Source organism: Bacillus cereus group sp. BfR-BA-01309 (genome assembly GCF_022664315.1).
GTDB classification, from domain to species: Bacteria; Bacillota; Bacilli; order Bacillales; family Bacillaceae_G; genus Bacillus_A; species Bacillus_A mobilis.
The window spans coordinates 26,246-44,347 of sequence record NZ_JAKUHE010000017.1; the positions used below are offsets into that span (position 1 = coordinate 26,246).

The window sequence follows — 18,102 nt, forward strand, 5'->3', positions numbered from 1 at the left end:
TTCCCCCCTTACTTCAATCGAATTCTTGGATCAACAAACGCATATACAATATCAGCTAAGAAATTAGCCATAATGGTTAAACAAGAAAGAAACATCGTAAAGGCCATTAATACCGTATAATCACGGAAGTTTAATGCTTCTAATTGAATACTCCCAATCCCTGGCCAGTTAAAAATCTGTTCAATAATAATAGCTCCTGAAAATAAACCTGGTAATTCAAAAGCAAGTAATGTAATTGCTGGTAAAATTGCATTTTTCAATGCATGTTTATAAATAACAGTTCTTTCTTTTAAACCTTTTGCACGAGCAGTACGAATATAATCTTGCCTAACAACATCCAACATGCTGGTTCTAAAATATCGTGTTAACGATCCTACACCAAGAAGCGTTAAAATAAACACAGGTAGAATCATGTGACGTAATACTTCAAATATGTATGCTATCCCTGTTGAGTTACTCCCAATATCAATCATGCCACCAATAGGTAGTAACTTTAAATCAACTGCTAATAATTTAATTAAAAATAATCCGATAAAGAATGATGGAAATGACATTGCTGCAAAGACACCGATTGTTACTAATCTATCAAACCAAGAGTGCTGCTTTGTTGCAGAAATAACCCCAATAATAAGAGCAATAATCCAAGTGAAAAATAAAGCTGCAACAGCAACGATAAATGTATTCCAAATAAATTTATTAAGTAATGAAGTTACAGGTTCTTGATACTGTAAAGAAAATCCAAAATCACCATGTAAAGCATTTAATAACCAGTGAAAATATCTTTCAATAATTGGTTTGTTTAAGCCATACAATTCCCTTAACTCTTGAGCTCTCTCTGGTGTTAACTTTGGATTTGAATCAATATAATCCCCCGGCAAAAGTGCAAATAAGAAAAAAATAATAATAGATGTACCAAACAATGTAGGGATCATTTGAAGGAACCTACGAATGATATATGTTTTCACCTTTTGTCTCCCCAATCCTATTTACTTAAAAATAGAAGAACATTTTTTCAAAACAGCTACTATTCCATCGCTGTATGAAAAAACGCCTTCTATTATTTAGGTCACCCCTTATTGTTCAATAGATAACACCGGTAAGTTGGAACTAATGCTATCGTACTTTTCTGGATCAATTCCTTTTATACGTGCATTATGAGCATAAAGTAGTTTACGATAGTTTAATAAAATAACTGGTGGATCATCACTTAACTCTTTGTACAGTTCTTTATAAATTGCTTTACGTTTTTCAATATCTGTCGTCCCTATACCTTTTACAATCAAGTCATCTACTTTCGGGTTGTTATAACCCGTATCACTTTTTGGATTAGTTGATAAGTAATCACTTACAACTTCACTTGGATCACTAATTCCTGGTGTTGAAACTGCAGCTAAATCGTAGTCACCTTTTCCTACTTTTGAAAGCATCGTATTAAAGTCCATCAATTCTGGATTTAATTCAACACCGATTTCCTTGTAACTTTCTTTTGCAATTGGAATAAAGATATCATTTGTTTTACCTGTATTTGATGCGTAGTATGTTAATTTTAATTTTTGACCATCTTTTTCACGAACCCCGTCAGAACCTACCTTCCAACCAGCTTCATCCAATAATTTTTTAGCCTTTTCTACGTCGTGTGGATATTTATTAATACCTTCTTCTGTATATGCCCATGAAACTGGCGCAATTGGTACGTTAGCAACAGATCCATATCCTTGTAAAGCTGTATCCACATACTTCTTACGGTCTAATCCATAAGTAAGTGCTTGACGTACCTTCTTATCTTTCAAATACGATTTCTTATTATTTACATAGATATAAGCAATATCACTTGATGATTCAAGATTAATATTTGCAAACTCTAATCCTTTTAATTGGTCTATATTCTCAGGATTTGCTCTAAATCCACTATAGTCCAGTTCACCTGTTTGGAATAATTGGAATCCAGTATCACCTGATGTAATTTTGTAAATAAAGTTTTTGATTTTTGGTTTACCTGCATAATAATGTTCGTTAGCAACAAAGCGTACTTCTTGACCTGGAACATATTTTTCAAATTTATATGGACCCGCTGCAATTGGTTGCCCATATAATGCTTTTAAATAGTCTAAACTTGTATTTTGTTTATAATCTTTTCCATAGTAAGCTTTTGATAGCACTGGGCCACCTAAATTCGTTAGCGCCTGTGAATTAACTTTTTCAGTTGTAATTTTAATTGTCTGTGGATCAACAACTTGAATTCCTTCAATAGAAGTTGCTTTTCCTTCCTTATATTCTTTCCCGCCTTTAACAGCATACTGAGCAATATCCAATCCACCTTCATACGCTTTATCATGAAGTAGTGTTAGTGTAAATGCTACGTCATCCGCCGTTAAAGGCGACCCATCACTAAATTTTAAATTTTTACGTAAGTGGAATGTATATGTTAACTGGTCAGCAGAAATATCCCATTTTTCTGCAAGATCCGGAACAGGTTTACTTTGTTTGTCTGTTGTTACTAATGACGCAAAAATAACAGACGTTACATTTCCATCCCAACCATTCTCTTGGAAATACGGAAGGAAAACTCCCCCTGGCTTAGAAATGGCTGTAATAAAGGTATCTTTTCGTTGATTTGCTTTCTCTGGACTTTTCTTTTTATCTGTAGCTGGAATTGATTCAATCTTAGCGTCTTTTAAATCCTGCTTTTTTATCGTTTCTGTAGAAGCCGTATCCTCCTGTCCCCCACAAGCAGATAACACAAGCGAACTACTCAGTAATACCGAAAATACACCAGCCCATTTTTTTGTCTTTGTCTTCATTGTCCCCACCCTAACTGTTTAATAGTTATACCCTTTGAACTTATTAGCTTATGTATGCCTCCCACAGCACATTTATAGCCAATCGGAAAAGTCGGTTTTAATCGTAAAAAAATAGATGTTTTTGAGGGGTAACAATCCTATTCCGACCTTTCCGGTAGACTTTATGGTTATTAGCTTATATCGTCAGTTATATTTTGTCAATTCTTTCTGAATAAATATTTTGATAATTCTTCCTAAATTATTTTTCTATCTTCAATTTAGGTAAACTTAATAAAATACCGTTATAGTTATCTTCTTGCAATCCTTGAATGCGTGCATGATGTGCAGACACAACTTTGCTATTATTTAAGAAGATTACAGGCGGGTCTTCACTTAACTGTTGATATAACTTTTTATAAATTTCTTTTCGCTTTTCAATATCCAACGTTTCTAATGCTTGCTTAGCTAATTCATCTACTTTTGGATTATAATATCCATCATAATTTCGTTTACTTGTTGAAACAAACTCCTCAATCGTTCCACTCGGATCATCAATCATTGGCGTAGATACCATCGCCAAATCATAATCACCTTTTATCACTTTTGAAATCATCGTATTAAAGTCCATATATTCTGGGTTAAACTCTACACCAAGCTTTTTATAATCTTCTTTCATCACAGGAATCATTACATCATTTATTTTACTTGCTGATGAGGCAAAATAACTTACTTTCAGTTTTTGTCCGTCCTTTTCACGAATTCCATCCGAATCAGCTTTCCACCCAGCCTCATCCAGTAGTTTCTTCGCCTTCTCTAAATTATACTCATATTTATTAATACCCTCTTCTGTATACGCCCAAGAAACTGGCGTAATCGGTACATTAACGAGTGATGCATATCCTTGGAAATACGTATCAATAACCTTTTGACGCTCTAATCCATAAATAAATGCTTGGCGGACACGTTTATCTTTAAAGTATGGCTTCTTATAATTCATTTTAATGTAGCCGTAAGAGCTTCCTGTATATACATTAATATTAGCAAAACCTAAATCCTTTAACTGTTCAATCGTCTCCGCGTTTGTCGTAAAACCATCATAATCTACTTCCCCGGCTTGAAATTGTTGTAGCTTCGTATCACCTTTTGTAATTTTATAAATAAAATGCTCAATCTTCGGTTTTCCTTCAAAGTAATTTTCATTTGCTAAAAATCGAACTTCTTGACCAGGAATATATTTATCCAATTTATAAGCTCCTGCTCCCAGCGGCTTCCCATACAGTTCTTTTAAATACTCCAAGTGTCCTTGTTTATACTCTTTCCCGTAATAAGCTTTTGAAATCACTTCTCCGCCAATTAACGATAATGTTTGGGCATTTACCTTTTCAGTTGTAATTTTAATTGTTTTCGAATCTACGACCTGAATTCCCTCAATAGAATTCGCTTTTCCTTCTTTATATGCTTGCCCACCTTTTATTGCTGTTTGACTTATATCAGTCGCACCACTATAAGTTGGATCATGTAGTAACGTTAATGTAAATGCTACATCATCTGCAGTTAACGGGGATCCATCACTAAACTTTAAATCATCTTTCAAATGGAACGTATATGTAAGCTGATCCTCCGAAATATCCCACTTCTTCGCTAAAATTGGAATTGGTTTTCCTTCCTTATCGAGTCCAACAAGAGGGGCAAAGATAGCTTGCGTTATGTTACCATCCCATCCATTCTCCATAAAGTGCGGCAGGAATATCCCTCCAGGACTTGGCATTCCAACTACAAAAGTATCTTTTCTTTCTTTTACTTTAGTAGGACTTTTTGCTTTGTCGCTTGCTTTAATAAACTCATCTTTTACTTTTGGTACGTTCCCGGCTTCATTAGTACTTGCTTCCTCTTGACCACATCCAGCTAGTAATACCGATACACTAAGAAATGTAGCAAGTGCTCCTTTAAAAGCATTTTTCATTAGACGCTCACCTTTACCTTCCTAATTTTTAACGATGTAGGAACATAGCCCCCTTCCTGTAACTATCTTTATTTTTCCTATAAAAATAGTATGAATTAATTTCAAGATTATTCCTTTCCTTTCAGCATGTCAATTGTTCTCTTTTATTTCGTATTAAAAAATTAAAAATCCACTTCTATTCGTTCAGTATGGGACATAGAATACTAATAACCAATTACCAAAAAGGGGGCGAAAATATGGACAACCTATTCCAATACGTCCTGCACTACGTATTATTAACAATTATGATAGTCGGGGCGCTATTACTATTCCCATTCTTCCCAAAGTTCGTCCTCTTTTTAGCTTTTTTTATTATGCTCGGGATCGCCATTATCATTTCAACAAGCGAAGATACGACACAAAAAGAAAACAGAGTTCAGCGCGTAAAGCTGTAACTCTGTTTTTTTTGTTTTCAATCACGAATCGCCGTTCACATACTTATGTCTCGGGAAATAATTTATCGATCCAAAAAGCTTCTAATACCTTTTATGTTTCACACCCTATGCAAATTACGGAACAAAGATTTATCAAATTTACTGTTTCACGTGAAACACAACTTTTATTTATCTCTTAAAATAAAGTATCCATATAAAAAGCGAATTCCCTTCAGCAAAACTGAAAGGAATTCGCTTTTTACTTTTTACTCCATAATATTCTCTAACTCATTATATAACTCCGCTCGTAACAACTCTTTCTTCGTTTTCTCTTCATACAATTGTTCAAGTATTTCAACATCAATTACATGTTCCATCTTACACTCAAGCGTATATATATCTTCTTCTACACGCATTAACTCGGTTTCAATCTCCTCAACATTCCTAACTTCTTTCTTTTTTATAGGAGCTATTTCTATCCTTTTTCTTCCTTGGCGTTGCTGCTTTATTACTTGTGTCTCAAGTTTTTCTTCCCACTTTTGACGAGCCCATGCATAGTTCCCTGCAAACTCAAATAATTTATGCTCATCAATCCAATACGTCTTTTCAAATAACTTATTTAAAAAATAACGATCATGTGAAACAGCTAAAATCGTTCCATTATATCGTTCAAGAGCTTCCTCTAAAACTTCCCTTGATTCAATGTCGAGATGGTTTGTCGGCTCATCTAAAATTAAAAAATTGATATCTTGATACATAAGTTGCGCAAGCCTTAATCTCATTTTTTCTCCACCGCTCAGTTGCGTTACTTTCTTAAACACCGCTGGACCATAAAATAAAAACTTAGCTAATATATGTCTCGCTTCTCCCTCTGTTACAGCTACATATTCCCTGAAAGCTTCTAATACATTACTCTTCACATTTCCGTACGCATGCTGTGATAAATAACCGATTTTCACACTACTACCAATTCGAATTTCACCAGCGTCTGGTTCTATTTCTTCTAATAGTAATTTTAGTAGCGTTGTCTTCCCTGTACCATTACGACCGACGATTGCCGCACGCTCTTGAAAACGAACATGTAAACTCGCTTCATTAAATAAAGGATGGCCAGCAAACCCTTTACTCACTTCTTTCATTACAACAACATCTTTCCCACTTCTCTCTTGCCCTTCAAACTGAAGCCCCATTTGTTTTCGTTCTAAAATAGGTTTCTTTAGTTTCTCTATACGTTCCAGTGCGCGTTCCATACTTCTCGCTCTCTTATGCAATCCTTCATTCGGAGGATTCGCCTGATTTGCCCATTCACGTAGTCGCTTAATTGCTTCTTTCATTTTCTTTATTTTCTTTTGCTGTTCTTGATAAGCCTGGAACTCCTGCAGCAACCGTTCTTCCTTTTCCTCAACAAACTGAGAATAGTTTGTATGATACACGTGAATCTCTCCATCTTCTAAATCAAAAATCTTCGTTACAACTTCATCAAGGAAATAGCGATCATGTGAAATAACCATAACCGTTCCATTGTATTCTTTTAAAAATTGTTCTAGCCATTCTACGGCGAATAAATCTAAATGATTGGTTGGTTCATCTAATAGAAGTAGATCTGGTTTCCGCAATAGCATATATGCAAGACTTATCTTTGTTTGTTCCCCACCACTTAACTCCAGAAATGATCGAGGAAATAGTTCTGTCACCTGTAGACCATTTGCTACCTTCATCAAATTCGCTTCTATTTCATAGCCACCAAGGAACGCAAACTTTTCTTGAATTACTCCGTATCTCTCCATTAATTTTTGTAAAGCAGACGGTTCTCGTTCTTCCGCCATATCTTTTTCTAAAGTACGCATCTCTCTTTCTAATTCCTTTTCTGCTTTAAAAGCCGAACTCAGTACATCATATACAGTCATATCCTCATCAAATTTCGGAATTTGTGCCACATGACCAATACGTGTACCTTTCTTCATATGAATGGCTCCTGCATCTAAACTTTCCATTCCAGTTAGAAGCTGAAAGATTGTTGTCTTCCCACTACCGTTACGACCAACTAATCCAACACGTTCACCATTCTTTATTTCAAGCGATATATTTTCAAATATGATGTTTCCACCAAAAGATTTCGTTACATTATTTACACTACAAATTGTCATTTTCCGTACTCCTTTCAATATAAAAAACCATGGGAAAGAAACATTCCCCATGGTTTTCGACATAGAAAAAGGAAGCCAAATAGCTCCCTTTTCACACGTTTATTAAAAATGGGTGAAGAGATTTCTATCGTTCAATAGCTACTATGCAATTGTTAAAAAAGGACAGACGTATCCCGTTAACAACTACATCATGAAAAATCGCACGACAAAAATAGATATAATCTAAAAATTTGGCACGTGCAGCTAAAGAACGTTTCATCTCATTCACCTCTTTCGTACGGAATTTAATACTTACTTCTTTATTATACTTTCCCATTTCATGTTTGAATAGTCATTTTTCTGAAAATAATGAAGATAGACTAAACATTTCAATAAGTGACATCAAATCTTACAAAACTGTTATGTTCACGTAATGGAAAGCGATAGTACGAAAAGATGCCTCCCTATACAATAAAGATGTAAACAAGAGAGACAACAAAAGGAGGAAACAATCATGATGAAAGAAATCGTAAAAGCAATCTTTGAGGTATTAGTGAACGGACAAGCAGTTGTAAAAGAACTAAACGAACTATAAAAAGGAGTGAGAGAATATGATGAACATGGTAAAAATGATTTTACACGCTCTAGTTGATGCAAAAGCAGTTAGCCAAGAATTAAACCAACAATAAAAAAGGGGTAAACGAATATGAAGAAAGCCATTATTGTAATCGTGAGTACAGCAATTGCCTTATACACAATAAAAAATAGAAAAAGGAAACATAATAAAAACGATCTATATTATCCATACACATTATTAAAGAAAAAATAAAAGACAAGGTACCCTGTTGTAATGAGGATATCTTGTCTTTTATTTTTCCTATTCCCTTTAAAGGATTTCCTTCTCCTTTTCCCGAATGTATTAAGCGGGATTTTTACACATATTTTAAAGGGGCATATATATAAATGGATACACAACAACTATACTTTTTAAACGATATCGGCAAACAAAAACCAGAAAGCATCCGGAATAGAAGCGCTGCATGTCCTTTTTGTGACAGAGAAAATTTAACGGATATTTTAGCAATTGAGGGCTCATTTGTTTGGCTAAAAAACAAATTTCCTACATTAAAAGATACATTTCAAACGGTGCTAATCGAAACCGATAATTGTGAAGATCATATTGCGACATATACAGAAGAACATATGAGATCGCTAATTCGTTTTTCAATTAAACATTGGTTAGACTTACAGAAGAATGACGAATTCACATCTGTGATTTTATACAAAAATCACGGTCCATTCTCAGGCGGGAGTTTGCATCATGCACACATGCAGATTATAGGAATGAAATATGTAGACTATCTCGGTAACGTAGAACAGGACAACTTCCGAGGAGTAATTGTACAAAAAAACGAACGCATTGAACTCAATATTTCAGATCGTCCTATTATCGGTTTTACTGAATTTAATATCATCATTGAAGATATTGGATGCATAGATGAACTAGCAAATTATATTCAGCAAACTGTACGTTATATACTGACAGATTTCCATAAAGGATGTAGTAGTTATAACTTATTCTTCTATTACTTGAACGGAAAAATCATTTGTAAAGTTGTTCCTAGGTTTGTCGTTTCACCATTGTATGTAGGATATAAAATACCGCAAGTTTCTACAAAACTAGAAGACGTGAAAATACAACTAGCGCAGTATTTCATACAAGAAAAGGATGAAGTTATTCATAAAAAAACAGAGTAGGTATAAAAAACCTACTCTTTTATTACGCCTTTATTTCGATAGTACACATCTTCTAATCCGATGTTATATTTCATGTTATTATCCGTCCACTCGGGCCCTAAATTTCCTGGCCATCCAGATGTATTTGCTACATATTTTAGTAATGCAAAATTCGTCAAACCTTTCTGCACCCCGCGCTTATACCCTTTCATTAAATGCGGCATTGCAATTTGCGCATTTGTGCGCGGATCTTTCAACTCTTCATCAGTTAAATGATCTGGTGCAAGCCCGCCACCGCGATGCAATTGAAACAATCCGAATGAAGTTCCGTTATCTCCAATACTTCTTGGATTTAACCGGCTTTCATGTTCGGCAATTGTAAGAGGTATCCATTCTGGAAGATTGACTTTCTTTGCTTCCTCTATAATAATTTGTTTCATCTGTTTTGCTTCCTCTGAGTCAACATAGCTTGTCTCATTCACTAGCTTGTCCATTCCTTCAGACTTTCCTTGGAAATATAAGTACACCCCAAGAACAACTAAAAATCCTACAAAGAATTTCTTCACTACCTCTACCTCTTTCTCCGCTGAAATTTGTCCCCTTTCAGCCTTCTTCCCTTTACAATTGCCCACATTCTATCATTCTCTTACTCTTTTATCATAGCAAATAACTATGCATATTATCATCATGCTTTAGACCGATTTTGTGAAAAAACAGCTGGTAAATACGTGCAAAAATGTAACTTTCATAGACCGGAACGCATTTTTTGTATATAATTGTAAATTGAATTCTAAATATAAACTAGGAGAATAATAATATGAAAAAATGGTTGCTACTCTTATTTAGCTTACTACTATTAATTCCTGTCCCTATTTCCGCACAACAAAACGAAAATCCAAAGGTCCTTATTTTATACAGTTCAAACGATGATCAAATTACAAATGATACCCAAATACTTAATACACAAGTAGGACATTTTACTAATAACATAACAATAAAAAACATAAGACAGTTAGCTGAAATAACTGATAAATCTTCATATACACATGTTATTTACATAGGTGAAAAACAAGAAGAACTTTCTAATGAAACAAAAGAATTTCTAGAAAATTTCTCAGGGCCACTACTAGTTTTAGGTCAAAATATAGAACAATTATCCAATCGTTTTTCATTTATCACACTTAAAAATGAAGATATAAACTCTAATACAATTGAATATCCAACACGTAAACTAAAGAATACATTAGAGGACGAACGATCCATTAAAAAACTTGATACAAATGGAACAATTCTTGCCAATGCTTTAAAAGGAAATACTACTTATCCATTAATTGTGCAACAAAATAATTCTTATTATGTTGCAACTTCTAATCTCTTTGATTGGATATCTTATTATATTGGCGAAAGCCTATTTTCTTACTTTGGACAAAAGCCAGCGACAAATAAATTGGAAGCTTATTTACGTCTTGAGGACGTTCATCCAGCCGCAGATATAAATCAATTAAAAGAAATTGCTGAATTACTAAAAGAGAAGAAAATTCCATACATGATCACTGTTATTCCTGTATATACGGATCCAGATACAGGTAAAATACTACATTTAAAAGATAAACCCGAACTAGTCGATCTTTTGCGCTCTATGCAAGATGATGGTGCAGCAATTATTATGCATGGTTATACGCACCAATTTTATGATAGTGAAACTGGAGAAGGTTTTGAATTTTGGGACGTAAAAACAGATCAACCAATTCGTCAACCGAAGCATGAAAAACCAAAAACAAAAGATGATTTTCCTAATATGGAAGCATATAATGCATATGTAAAAAAAGGGGAAGAATTTGAAGAAAAATATACGACTGAGCATATTGAAAAAGGCATTCAAGAACTTGTAGATGCCAAGCTATATCCTGTCGCATTTGAAGCACCCCATTACACGATGTCTCAAAAAGGATATGAAATATTATCAAGATACTTTTCAACTTATGTAGGACAACTACAGTTAAGTGATACAACTTGGAAATCCATGCACTCTCCAGCATACAGAAGTACCCCATCATTTTTATACGGGATGAAATTAATGCCTGAAACAGTTGGTTTTATTGAAGAAGATAAGCCACATGCTATTGCAAAGATGAAGGAACGTGCTGTATCTGTTGCTAAATTATCCGATGGAGTTATTGGTGCATTCTATCATCCTTACTTAGGTGTGAAACCATTAAAAGAAGTATTAAAGGATCTAGAAAGCATTCCGAATATACAATGGATTGATTTACAAAAAGAAACAAATGAAGTGAAAATGCAAGATATTCATATTACTACTAATAAGGACGGCATTCACGTTGAAAAGCCAACAAGCGCAAGCGACGTAATGGACTATGTAAAACAATATGGATTCTTCCTTATACTCGGTTTCTTCATCATTGTCTTTCTATTGTTATTAAGGCGTGCGAAAAAATTAGAATCCTAAAATAAAACCACCAAGCAAAATGCTTGGTGGTTTTTTTAACTTAAACCAAAACGTGGCATGTTATTAATAACCCATTGATTATTTTCATAAATAAATTCAACTTCTACCTTTTCCGTTACATTATCATAATCATTATACGTTTCTACCTGCGCTTTTATTTTTCCATCCTTTAGCTCAGCAGAAATAATTTTCGTAAATTTAGTTGCTGCTTTTGATCCTGGATCTCCAATAGCATAGTGCATTTTTCCATTTAACTCTTTAATATACTTACTCTTCATGTACTCTGCTGTAAATGGTTGTGAGAAGTACGTAGATAGCGTAGTCCCTAAAGTATCCTTCGTATTATAAATAGGATTCACTAATTCCCCGTATGAAAAATCTCCTACCCGTTTTGGGTTTCCTGTTAGTGCAGCCATTTGAACATTAGTAAGTTCCTTCTGTGCATTCCATACTTTCTGTAACATAACATCATCTGCTAATTTCTTATCTTTTTCTTCATTTGATTTCTTTGTATCTAAATTTAAAATAGTTCCATTATCTGTATAAAGATACATATCTCCTGCTACAAAATATAAATAGGATTTAGTTGGTTCAACCGCTTTATTATAAATTACTTTTTCATTTCCACCATTCATTTTCTTCTTATATACTCCATCCTTTTTTAAATAATAAAAAGTATCCCCTTTCACATTCATCTGCAGGGCATCCTTTACCAATAACTTTTCGTTATTTTGTTGAATGTCTATTTCATATATGCCATGCTCAGCTTCATTTGTTTCAAAAGGTAACGAAAAGTCGACAACAGCATATAATTTTTCATTATTATAAGTAGCACTATATATTGTTGCATAATTTTCCTTTGACCAAGTTTTATTATCTTTTGTCACTTGTGTTCCACGATTTTTATTCCAATGTAGAATACTATCGTCTATCGTTTGAGACCAACCTGAGTTTTTAAATGCCGCTTCTTCTTCCTGCCCCGTTTTCAAATCCATTTTTACTATTCCTACAATATCAAAACCACCATGCTCAGAATATTTGTTCGGATAAAATAAAGTTTGATCTTTTATATAAACATAATTTGTATCTGCTCTTAACGTGTCTAGCTTTTTGTTAGATATATCATACTTCATTAAAGAAGATAATCCCGCATTCTTATCTTCATCCGTATGAATAAAATATAAAGCTTTGTCTTTTATATTTATGTACGAAGCATTTACACCTTCCACTACACGTTCCGAAGTCTGAAATTGATCTTTCGTACGATAAATGCCTCCTGTATTTTTATCACCATTTACCGCATAGTAAACCCATCCCTTACTCTCTACCATCTTCCCTTTATTAGAACTGTTTCCAACCGTATTCCCATTTTTCTCATTTTCTTTCATCTGTTTTTCAACTACTGAATCAATTGGTTCTTCCTTCTTTTCCTGTTTTGTGTTTGGATTTATAACCTTTTTTTCTGCCTCACACCCAAACGCTACAAGTGAAAGTACACCGACCATCATTGTAATAGCTATTTTTTTATATGTTCTCCCCATTTTCTTCCCCACTTCCCTCATCAAATTAAGCACATCATAAATTATAGAAAATATTAGAAAAAATATCCATAATAAAAAGAATAAGAGTAACTCTCCTATCCTTTCAAGTAAAATTGAATCGTATTTTCATATATCGTTTCCGCAACCCTATCAACAGATATGTTTTTTATAACACTAATTTCCTTCAATACCTCTCGAATCATTCTCGGATGCGTCATAACATTCTCTTGAAATTCCCACGGTCCGTCCGTTTCTACCATCATATATTCAAGTGGATAATACGAAACAATTTTTCTAATTTTCTCCTTATGTAAAACATCTGGCGTGATAGAAATATAATAACCGTTCCCGATCATCCGTTTCATTGTTGTTTCACTTCCTTTAAACCAATGGAAATGTGCTCGTGAAACTTTATATTTCTCCAATAAATCACATACAACATCAGCATCTTCATACACTGCATGCAATATAATTGGTAAATCATATTTACTAGCTAGTTCAACAAACCGTTGTAACACTGATATATATGAATTGACAGCAATGCGCTCATCTTCTTTTCTTAAGTAATACGGTAAGCCGACTTCACCAATCGCAACTATGTCCTCTACATGCTCTTCAATTAACTTATAAATTTGCTCACATTCTTCTTTATGAATCGGTTGCTCCGGATGAAAACCTATTGCTGGATGTACAAAAGGATATCGCTTTGCTAAAGATAAAGTTTCTTTACATGATTGATAATTCATAGATACCGCAATAAGTCCCTTTATCTCTTTACTATGTTCCACATCTTTAATTAATCTACTTTTTTCTTCATCCTTATATTGGTCGACATGTATATGGCTATCAATCCATTTCATATTTATTCCCCCATAAAAAAAACAAGAAGGGATCTCCCTTCTTGTTTTTTCATCTATATTATTTAACAATTAAGTTTGTTATGATATCAAATAATCCAATACATACTACGGCAACAGTAAAGTAGCTACAGAAATCTTTAATTGGAAACTTCACTACTTCTTCTTTACGCATCCCAGTTTTCTCCCTTCTTACAATATCCCTAATTATTTTATCTATTTGTATCTATTATGCAAAAAATATGACAAATTTACTATCGAATTAACTTACGTAAACCTTACAATGTTGTAAGGTTTATAAAAAGAACCTCATCTACATACAGATGAGGGCTATTAAAAAGTAGTTGGTTTTCATTCTTCATTCATATTACAAACAGAAAGTAATACAGTGAGACTTTCTAAGTACACTATATAAAATTCACTATCTTTTAACCATCGAATTACATTACAGAAGGCTTACATGTTTGTAAGCTATGTGTAATGTAATTCGATAGTTTACCTTCGCTACATCTCGTACAATAAAGTGAAACTTTAATCAGTGGGGGTTTTCTTCATCCCCCACTGATTATTAGTTGAACCAATCGGACTTTTATGGGCAGTTGATCCCCCACCTAACTTCTTTGCTTTCGCTGAATTTTGAGGTGGGGGGTCTTACTGCCCATTAAAGCGGGATAAAGTTAGAAAGTAAGCCAAATAAGAAGAACACTCACATAACCAAATTACATTGCTAGTAGCTACTCTTCTTATACCTTTCACTCATGCTACTACAATGTACCCCCTTTCCCTTTATATAATGAAGAAGGCCTTAGTCCATATGGACTAAGGCCTTCTTACACATCCAAAATACCCCTACCTAGTATTTTTATTTTCGACAAAAAATAGGTGGGGGTATAATCCGCTATCTCATCGCTAAAAGTTTACTCTTCGCATTAATAGGAATATTTACAGCTTCAATTTCTTCAATCGCCTCGCCATAGCGCCCTTTTGCATACACCTTCAATGCTTCATCTCTCTTTAACATATGCTTAACAGTCTTCTTTATTTTTTGTTCTTTTCCACGTTCATCAAATGCAATAAATTCATATTCATACCATTCATCACCAATAGGCTGACCAATTGTATTCACAACAGTATAGTATTCTTTCGTCTTATTAAGCGGATTATATTTATCGATAACCGGTCCAAGTTTCGTAGGCAGTAACATTATTACTATCACTACCATCGCTATTATAGTAGTGATCATTTTTTTCTTCATAATAAACATTCCTCCTCAGCAGGATATATATACATCCATTTTAAAAAGAAGGAATAAAATCTACTATTGAATCTCATTACATTACACTTACATTTTTGTAAGAATTAAAAAAGGTGAACGAATTTACTCGTTCACCTTTTAGCTCGCTTTAAAGCCACCGCCAAGTACATCACGTACATCATGAATAACAACGAAAGCATCTTCATCTACTCGGCCGATAACTTGCTTTAACTTAACAAGCTCTTGTTTATTAATAACAATATATAATACTTCTTTATTTTTACCAGTATATCCGCCGCGTCCTTCTAATACAGTGACACCGCGTGTCATGTTTTTCGTAATAGTTTCACGTATTAAGTCTGGTTGATTCGAAATAATTGTAACAGCCGTTTTTGTATCCATTCCTTCTACAATGAAATCAATCACTTTCGCTCCAATGAATACTGCAACAAGTGTGTACATTGCTTTTTCTTGTCCTATTATAAATACAGACCCAGCAATTACAACGATATCAATAATAAGTACGCCTTTACCTACGCTCCACCCTAAATATTGATTTGCTAACTGAGCTAAAATTGCCGATCCTCCTGATGTACCTCCAGCTTTGAACATACAGCCTAATCCAACACCGACAAATAAACCAGCGAATAGAGCAGCTAATAACGTATCACTATTTACATGATACTCAATATGTTCCGTAACATATAAAAACAAGGATGTTTCTACAATCCCTAAAATTGTATAAACCATCGTTTTCTTATCAAAAAATTTATAACCGATAGCTAGTAAAATTGCATTTATAGCAAAGTTCACAATCCCCGGCGACCAATCAAATAAATAGTACGTAACAACCGTTACACCAATAATTCCACCCTCTGATAAACGGTTTGGAATTGCAAAGTAATTAATACCAATTGCGAATAATAATGAACCAATTGTAATTAGTGTTATTTCCTTTATACGTTGATTAACCATAGTTCATACCTCCCCCCATTTGACATTGTATCACTATCTCCTAGAGGTTTAGAAGTTGTTTTTATTGCGCATTTTCACTCTTAAAGATCGAGATATTATGTTTAAACAAAGGGGTGATTAATTATTCATATTTGCTCTAACTGTACGGACAAATCGCTCCACATTCCCCTTCTGAATATACTTAGCTCGAATGGTTTCATGATTACAAGTACATTCGAAATACGGACGACAAACTATGCTATCTATATGCAAATACGAATAATCTTTAACTGTTGCAGGATAGTATGGAAATTTCCCGTAAAAGAGGAGACGTCTAGTAGTAGCCGCAAAAATCCCATGCTGATACGATAGCGCAAAATCATCCTTCTCAAATATCCCTACTACAAAGGCCAAAATCTTTTCATCATCTTCTATATACTTTTTCATACTCGATAAAAGTTCATTCATGCATATTCCTCCAAAAATACTATTCTTGAAAAGAATCCATGGATTATTACAGACCGGTTTAACTCCTTTATAAAGTATGAAACGCGTTTCCTGTCAAAGATATTTCAAAAAAATAATCCGTTATGCAATTTACACATAACGGATTAAAACTAAACAGTAGAGCGTTCCACAAGTTCGTATGGAATCTCCACCTTTTCTTGTTTAGAACTTTCATCACTTATTTGCCTGTAAAACATTTCAAAGGCCTTTTTACCTATTTCCTTTAAATTTTGATCAATGGTTGTAAGTTGTAACACTTGCGAAATAGGTTGATTATCAAATCCAATAATCGCTAAATCTTTAGGAACTTGAATACCTAATTTTTCAGCTTCTGTCATCACCCCAATCGCAACTTCATCTCCTGCTACTATTAATGCTTCAGGAAGATGCTGCATCTCCTTTAATTTATGAGCCACTCTCACACCATCTTCTAATGTAAAGCATTCTGTGAAAATCCATTCTTCATTCACTTCTTCATCTATAGATTGCAATTGCTGTTTATAAACATCAAAACGCTTTTGACTACTCGGTCCTAATTTCCTTCCCGTGCAATAACCAATTTTTTTATAACCTTTCTCGATTAAATACTCCATTCCTAATTGAAAAGCGGCCGAATGATTCGTATATACACTTGAGATATTCGAAATATCATTATCTTCACAAGCAACAATTGCCCCATAGGAAGCATACGGCTCTATCGTTTCCCAATCATTTGCACGAGAACAAATAATAAGACCATCTAATTGTTTTGTTTTTAACATATGTAAACTTTTCATTTCTTCTTTTTTATTATAATTCGTTTGGCAAAGTAGCACTCTGTAATTATGAGCTAACGCCACCTCCATCATCCCGCCCACCATCGCATCAAAGCATGGATGATTAATATACGGTAAAATCACACCAACAATATTCGTTTTCCCTTTTGATAAATGAACAGCATTTGCGTTTTGCGAGTAATTCAATTTCTCAACTATCTCTATAACCGCTTTCCTTTTTTCTTCACTTACATACGGATGATCATTCAATACTCTCGAAACAGTCGTAACTGAAACTCCCGCCATCTTTGCAATATCTTTAATATTAGCCATACACTCACCTCTACTTTTAAATTAATGAATTCCATGCACATATGTCAAATCTACTCATCATTACACCTGCATTCGTTTTTCTTACAAAAGTGTAATTTTCCTGTAAGCTAATTCGATAGTGACTCCCCGCAATATTTCATACAATTAAGTCAGAAGGAAACAACAACTATTCGAAAAGGAGCGGATTCATATGATGAACAAAATGAAATCAAACAATTTTTTAAATACAATGGGCATGGTATTTTCCGCTCTAATCGACGCAAAATCTGTTGCTTCTACATTAAACAAGTAAGGAGAATTCATTATGAACAATATCACTTTTAACAAATTAGACTTTTTAGGACTAGCTAGCGGATCAGTTCTTCTTACTGCTTTTATTTACGCCGCTACGCTTATATAAATTTCGTGTCCCCT

General features: G+C 34.0%; 17 protein-coding genes. 5 read left to right on the plus strand and 12 right to left on the minus strand.

Annotation, left to right across the window (positions count from 1 at the left end; genetic code table 11):
* Positions 1-8 precede the first annotated feature (8 nt).
* The 3 genes from MR115_RS24335 to MR115_RS24345 form a co-directional block, all read right to left on the minus strand.
* On the minus strand, positions 9-965 hold the full coding sequence (locus tag MR115_RS24335) for an ABC transporter permease (RefSeq protein WP_000860686.1): 957 nt from the start codon (positions 963-965) through the stop codon (positions 9-11).
* Between the two features lie 108 nt (positions 966-1,073).
* Entirely contained in the window at positions 1,074-2,801 is a 1,728-nt protein-coding gene (locus tag MR115_RS24340; RefSeq protein WP_242243042.1) for an ABC transporter substrate-binding protein, read from the minus strand.
* Positions 2,802-3,039: 238 nt separating this feature from the next.
* Entirely contained in the window at positions 3,040-4,743 is a 1,704-nt protein-coding gene (locus MR115_RS24345) for an ABC transporter substrate-binding protein (protein ID WP_242243043.1), read from the minus strand.
* 236 nt (positions 4,744-4,979) lie between these two features.
* On the opposite strand from MR115_RS24345, the gene MR115_RS24350 reads away from it, so the two are divergent.
* Positions 4,980-5,177: a hypothetical protein gene (locus MR115_RS24350; protein WP_242243044.1), complete on the plus strand. Its 198-nt coding sequence runs from the start codon at positions 4,980-4,982 to the stop codon at positions 5,175-5,177.
* Between the two features lie 245 nt (positions 5,178-5,422).
* Here the strand turns inward: MR115_RS24350 and abc-f are convergent, their stop codons facing one another.
* Both abc-f and MR115_RS24360 read right to left on the minus strand, forming a co-directional pair.
* Positions 5,423-7,303, minus strand: a complete 1,881-nt coding sequence (gene abc-f / locus MR115_RS24355; RefSeq protein WP_242243045.1) for a ribosomal protection-like ABC-F family protein — start codon at positions 7,301-7,303, stop codon at positions 5,423-5,425.
* A 124-nt stretch (positions 7,304-7,427) separates the two neighbouring features.
* Positions 7,428-7,562: an RAxF-45 family protein gene (locus MR115_RS24360; RefSeq protein ID WP_046956655.1), complete on the minus strand. Its 135-nt coding sequence runs from the start codon at positions 7,560-7,562 to the stop codon at positions 7,428-7,430.
* Positions 7,563-7,988: 426 nt separating this feature from the next.
* Here MR115_RS24360 and MR115_RS24365 point away from each other — a divergent pair, with 426 nt between their 5' ends.
* Both MR115_RS24365 and MR115_RS24370 read left to right on the plus strand, forming a co-directional pair.
* Positions 7,989-8,111, plus strand: coding sequence for a spore coat protein B (locus MR115_RS24365; RefSeq protein ID WP_242243046.1), 123 nt, complete (start codon positions 7,989-7,991; stop codon positions 8,109-8,111).
* A 134-nt stretch (positions 8,112-8,245) separates the two neighbouring features.
* A complete protein-coding gene (locus MR115_RS24370; protein WP_242243047.1) occupies positions 8,246-9,040 on the plus strand; it encodes a DUF4931 domain-containing protein in 795 nt (264 codons plus the stop codon).
* Between the two features lie 11 nt (positions 9,041-9,051).
* Here the strand turns inward: MR115_RS24370 and MR115_RS24375 are convergent, their stop codons facing one another.
* Positions 9,052-9,585 carry a transglycosylase SLT domain-containing protein gene (locus MR115_RS24375; protein ID WP_242243048.1) on the minus strand — a complete coding sequence of 178 codons (534 nt, stop codon included), beginning with the start codon at positions 9,583-9,585 and terminating at the stop codon, positions 9,052-9,054.
* Positions 9,586-9,836: 251 nt separating this feature from the next.
* Here MR115_RS24375 and MR115_RS24380 point away from each other — a divergent pair, with 251 nt between their 5' ends.
* On the plus strand, positions 9,837-11,486 hold the full coding sequence (locus tag MR115_RS24380; protein ID WP_242243049.1) for a DUF2334 domain-containing protein: 1,650 nt from the start codon (positions 9,837-9,839) through the stop codon (positions 11,484-11,486).
* A gap of 35 nt (positions 11,487-11,521) precedes the next feature.
* Here MR115_RS24380 and MR115_RS24385 read toward each other — a convergent pair whose 3' ends face one another.
* The 6 genes from MR115_RS24385 to MR115_RS24410 all read right to left on the minus strand — a co-directional run bounded on the left by MR115_RS24385 (position 11,522) and on the right by MR115_RS24410 (position 17,688).
* Positions 11,522-13,027 carry a DL-endopeptidase inhibitor IseA family protein gene (locus MR115_RS24385; RefSeq protein ID WP_242243050.1) on the minus strand — a complete coding sequence of 502 codons (1,506 nt, stop codon included), beginning with the start codon at positions 13,025-13,027 and terminating at the stop codon, positions 11,522-11,524.
* A gap of 95 nt (positions 13,028-13,122) precedes the next feature.
* Positions 13,123-13,887, minus strand: coding sequence for a TatD family hydrolase (locus tag MR115_RS24390; RefSeq protein WP_144535980.1), 765 nt, complete (start codon positions 13,885-13,887; stop codon positions 13,123-13,125).
* An 895-nt stretch (positions 13,888-14,782) separates the two neighbouring features.
* The gene (locus MR115_RS24395) at positions 14,783-15,139 is read right to left on the minus strand and encodes a YxeA family protein (RefSeq protein ID WP_242243051.1); all 357 of its coding nucleotides are present in this window, start codon (positions 15,137-15,139) and stop codon (positions 14,783-14,785) included.
* A gap of 138 nt (positions 15,140-15,277) precedes the next feature.
* On the minus strand, positions 15,278-16,114 hold the full coding sequence (locus MR115_RS24400) for a YitT family protein (protein ID WP_000248055.1): 837 nt from the start codon (positions 16,112-16,114) through the stop codon (positions 15,278-15,280).
* A 117-nt stretch (positions 16,115-16,231) separates the two neighbouring features.
* On the minus strand, positions 16,232-16,561 hold the full coding sequence (locus MR115_RS24405; RefSeq protein WP_242243052.1) for a PH domain-containing protein: 330 nt from the start codon (positions 16,559-16,561) through the stop codon (positions 16,232-16,234).
* A 149-nt stretch (positions 16,562-16,710) separates the two neighbouring features.
* Positions 16,711-17,688 (minus strand): LacI family DNA-binding transcriptional regulator, encoded by a 978-nt coding sequence (locus tag MR115_RS24410; protein WP_242243053.1) that lies wholly within the window; start codon positions 17,686-17,688, stop codon positions 16,711-16,713.
* A gap of 304 nt (positions 17,689-17,992) precedes the next feature.
* On the opposite strand from MR115_RS24410, the gene MR115_RS24415 reads away from it, so the two are divergent.
* Entirely contained in the window at positions 17,993-18,088 is a 96-nt protein-coding gene (locus tag MR115_RS24415) for a DUF3948 family protein (protein WP_070127837.1), read from the plus strand.
* Positions 18,089-18,102 lie beyond the last annotated feature (14 nt).

Excerpts from the sequence above, each read along its gene's own strand:
- MR115_RS24410 (WP_242243053.1), bottom strand. The coding sequence starts at position 17,688 with ATGGCTAATATTAAAGATATTGCAAAGATGGCGGGAGTTTCAGTTACG.
- MR115_RS24360 (WP_046956655.1), bottom strand. The coding sequence starts at position 7,562 with ATGAAACGTTCTTTAGCTGCACGTGCCAAATTTTTAGATTATATCTAT.
- MR115_RS24390 (WP_144535980.1), bottom strand. The coding sequence starts at position 13,887 with ATGAAATGGATTGATAGCCATATACATGTCGACCAATATAAGGATGAA.
- MR115_RS24340 (WP_242243042.1), bottom strand. The coding sequence starts at position 2,801 with ATGAAGACAAAGACAAAAAAATGGGCTGGTGTATTTTCGGTATTACTG.
- abc-f (WP_242243045.1), bottom strand. The coding sequence starts at position 7,303 with ATGACAATTTGTAGTGTAAATAATGTAACGAAATCTTTTGGTGGAAAC.
- MR115_RS24405 (WP_242243052.1), bottom strand. The coding sequence starts at position 16,561 with ATGAATGAACTTTTATCGAGTATGAAAAAGTATATAGAAGATGATGAA.
- MR115_RS24370 (WP_242243047.1), top strand. The coding sequence starts at position 8,246 with ATGGATACACAACAACTATACTTTTTAAACGATATCGGCAAACAAAAA.
- MR115_RS24415 (WP_070127837.1), top strand. The coding sequence starts at position 17,993 with ATGAACAATATCACTTTTAACAAATTAGACTTTTTAGGACTAGCTAGC.
- MR115_RS24345 (WP_242243043.1), bottom strand. The coding sequence starts at position 4,743 with ATGAAAAATGCTTTTAAAGGAGCACTTGCTACATTTCTTAGTGTATCG.
- MR115_RS24380 (WP_242243049.1), top strand. The coding sequence starts at position 9,837 with ATGAAAAAATGGTTGCTACTCTTATTTAGCTTACTACTATTAATTCCT.
- MR115_RS24395 (WP_242243051.1), bottom strand. The coding sequence starts at position 15,139 with ATGAAGAAAAAAATGATCACTACTATAATAGCGATGGTAGTGATAGTA.
- MR115_RS24385 (WP_242243050.1), bottom strand. The coding sequence starts at position 13,027 with ATGGGGAGAACATATAAAAAAATAGCTATTACAATGATGGTCGGTGTA.
- MR115_RS24400 (WP_000248055.1), bottom strand. The coding sequence starts at position 16,114 with ATGGTTAATCAACGTATAAAGGAAATAACACTAATTACAATTGGTTCA.
- MR115_RS24350 (WP_242243044.1), top strand. The coding sequence starts at position 4,980 with ATGGACAACCTATTCCAATACGTCCTGCACTACGTATTATTAACAATT.
- MR115_RS24365 (WP_242243046.1), top strand. The coding sequence starts at position 7,989 with ATGAAGAAAGCCATTATTGTAATCGTGAGTACAGCAATTGCCTTATAC.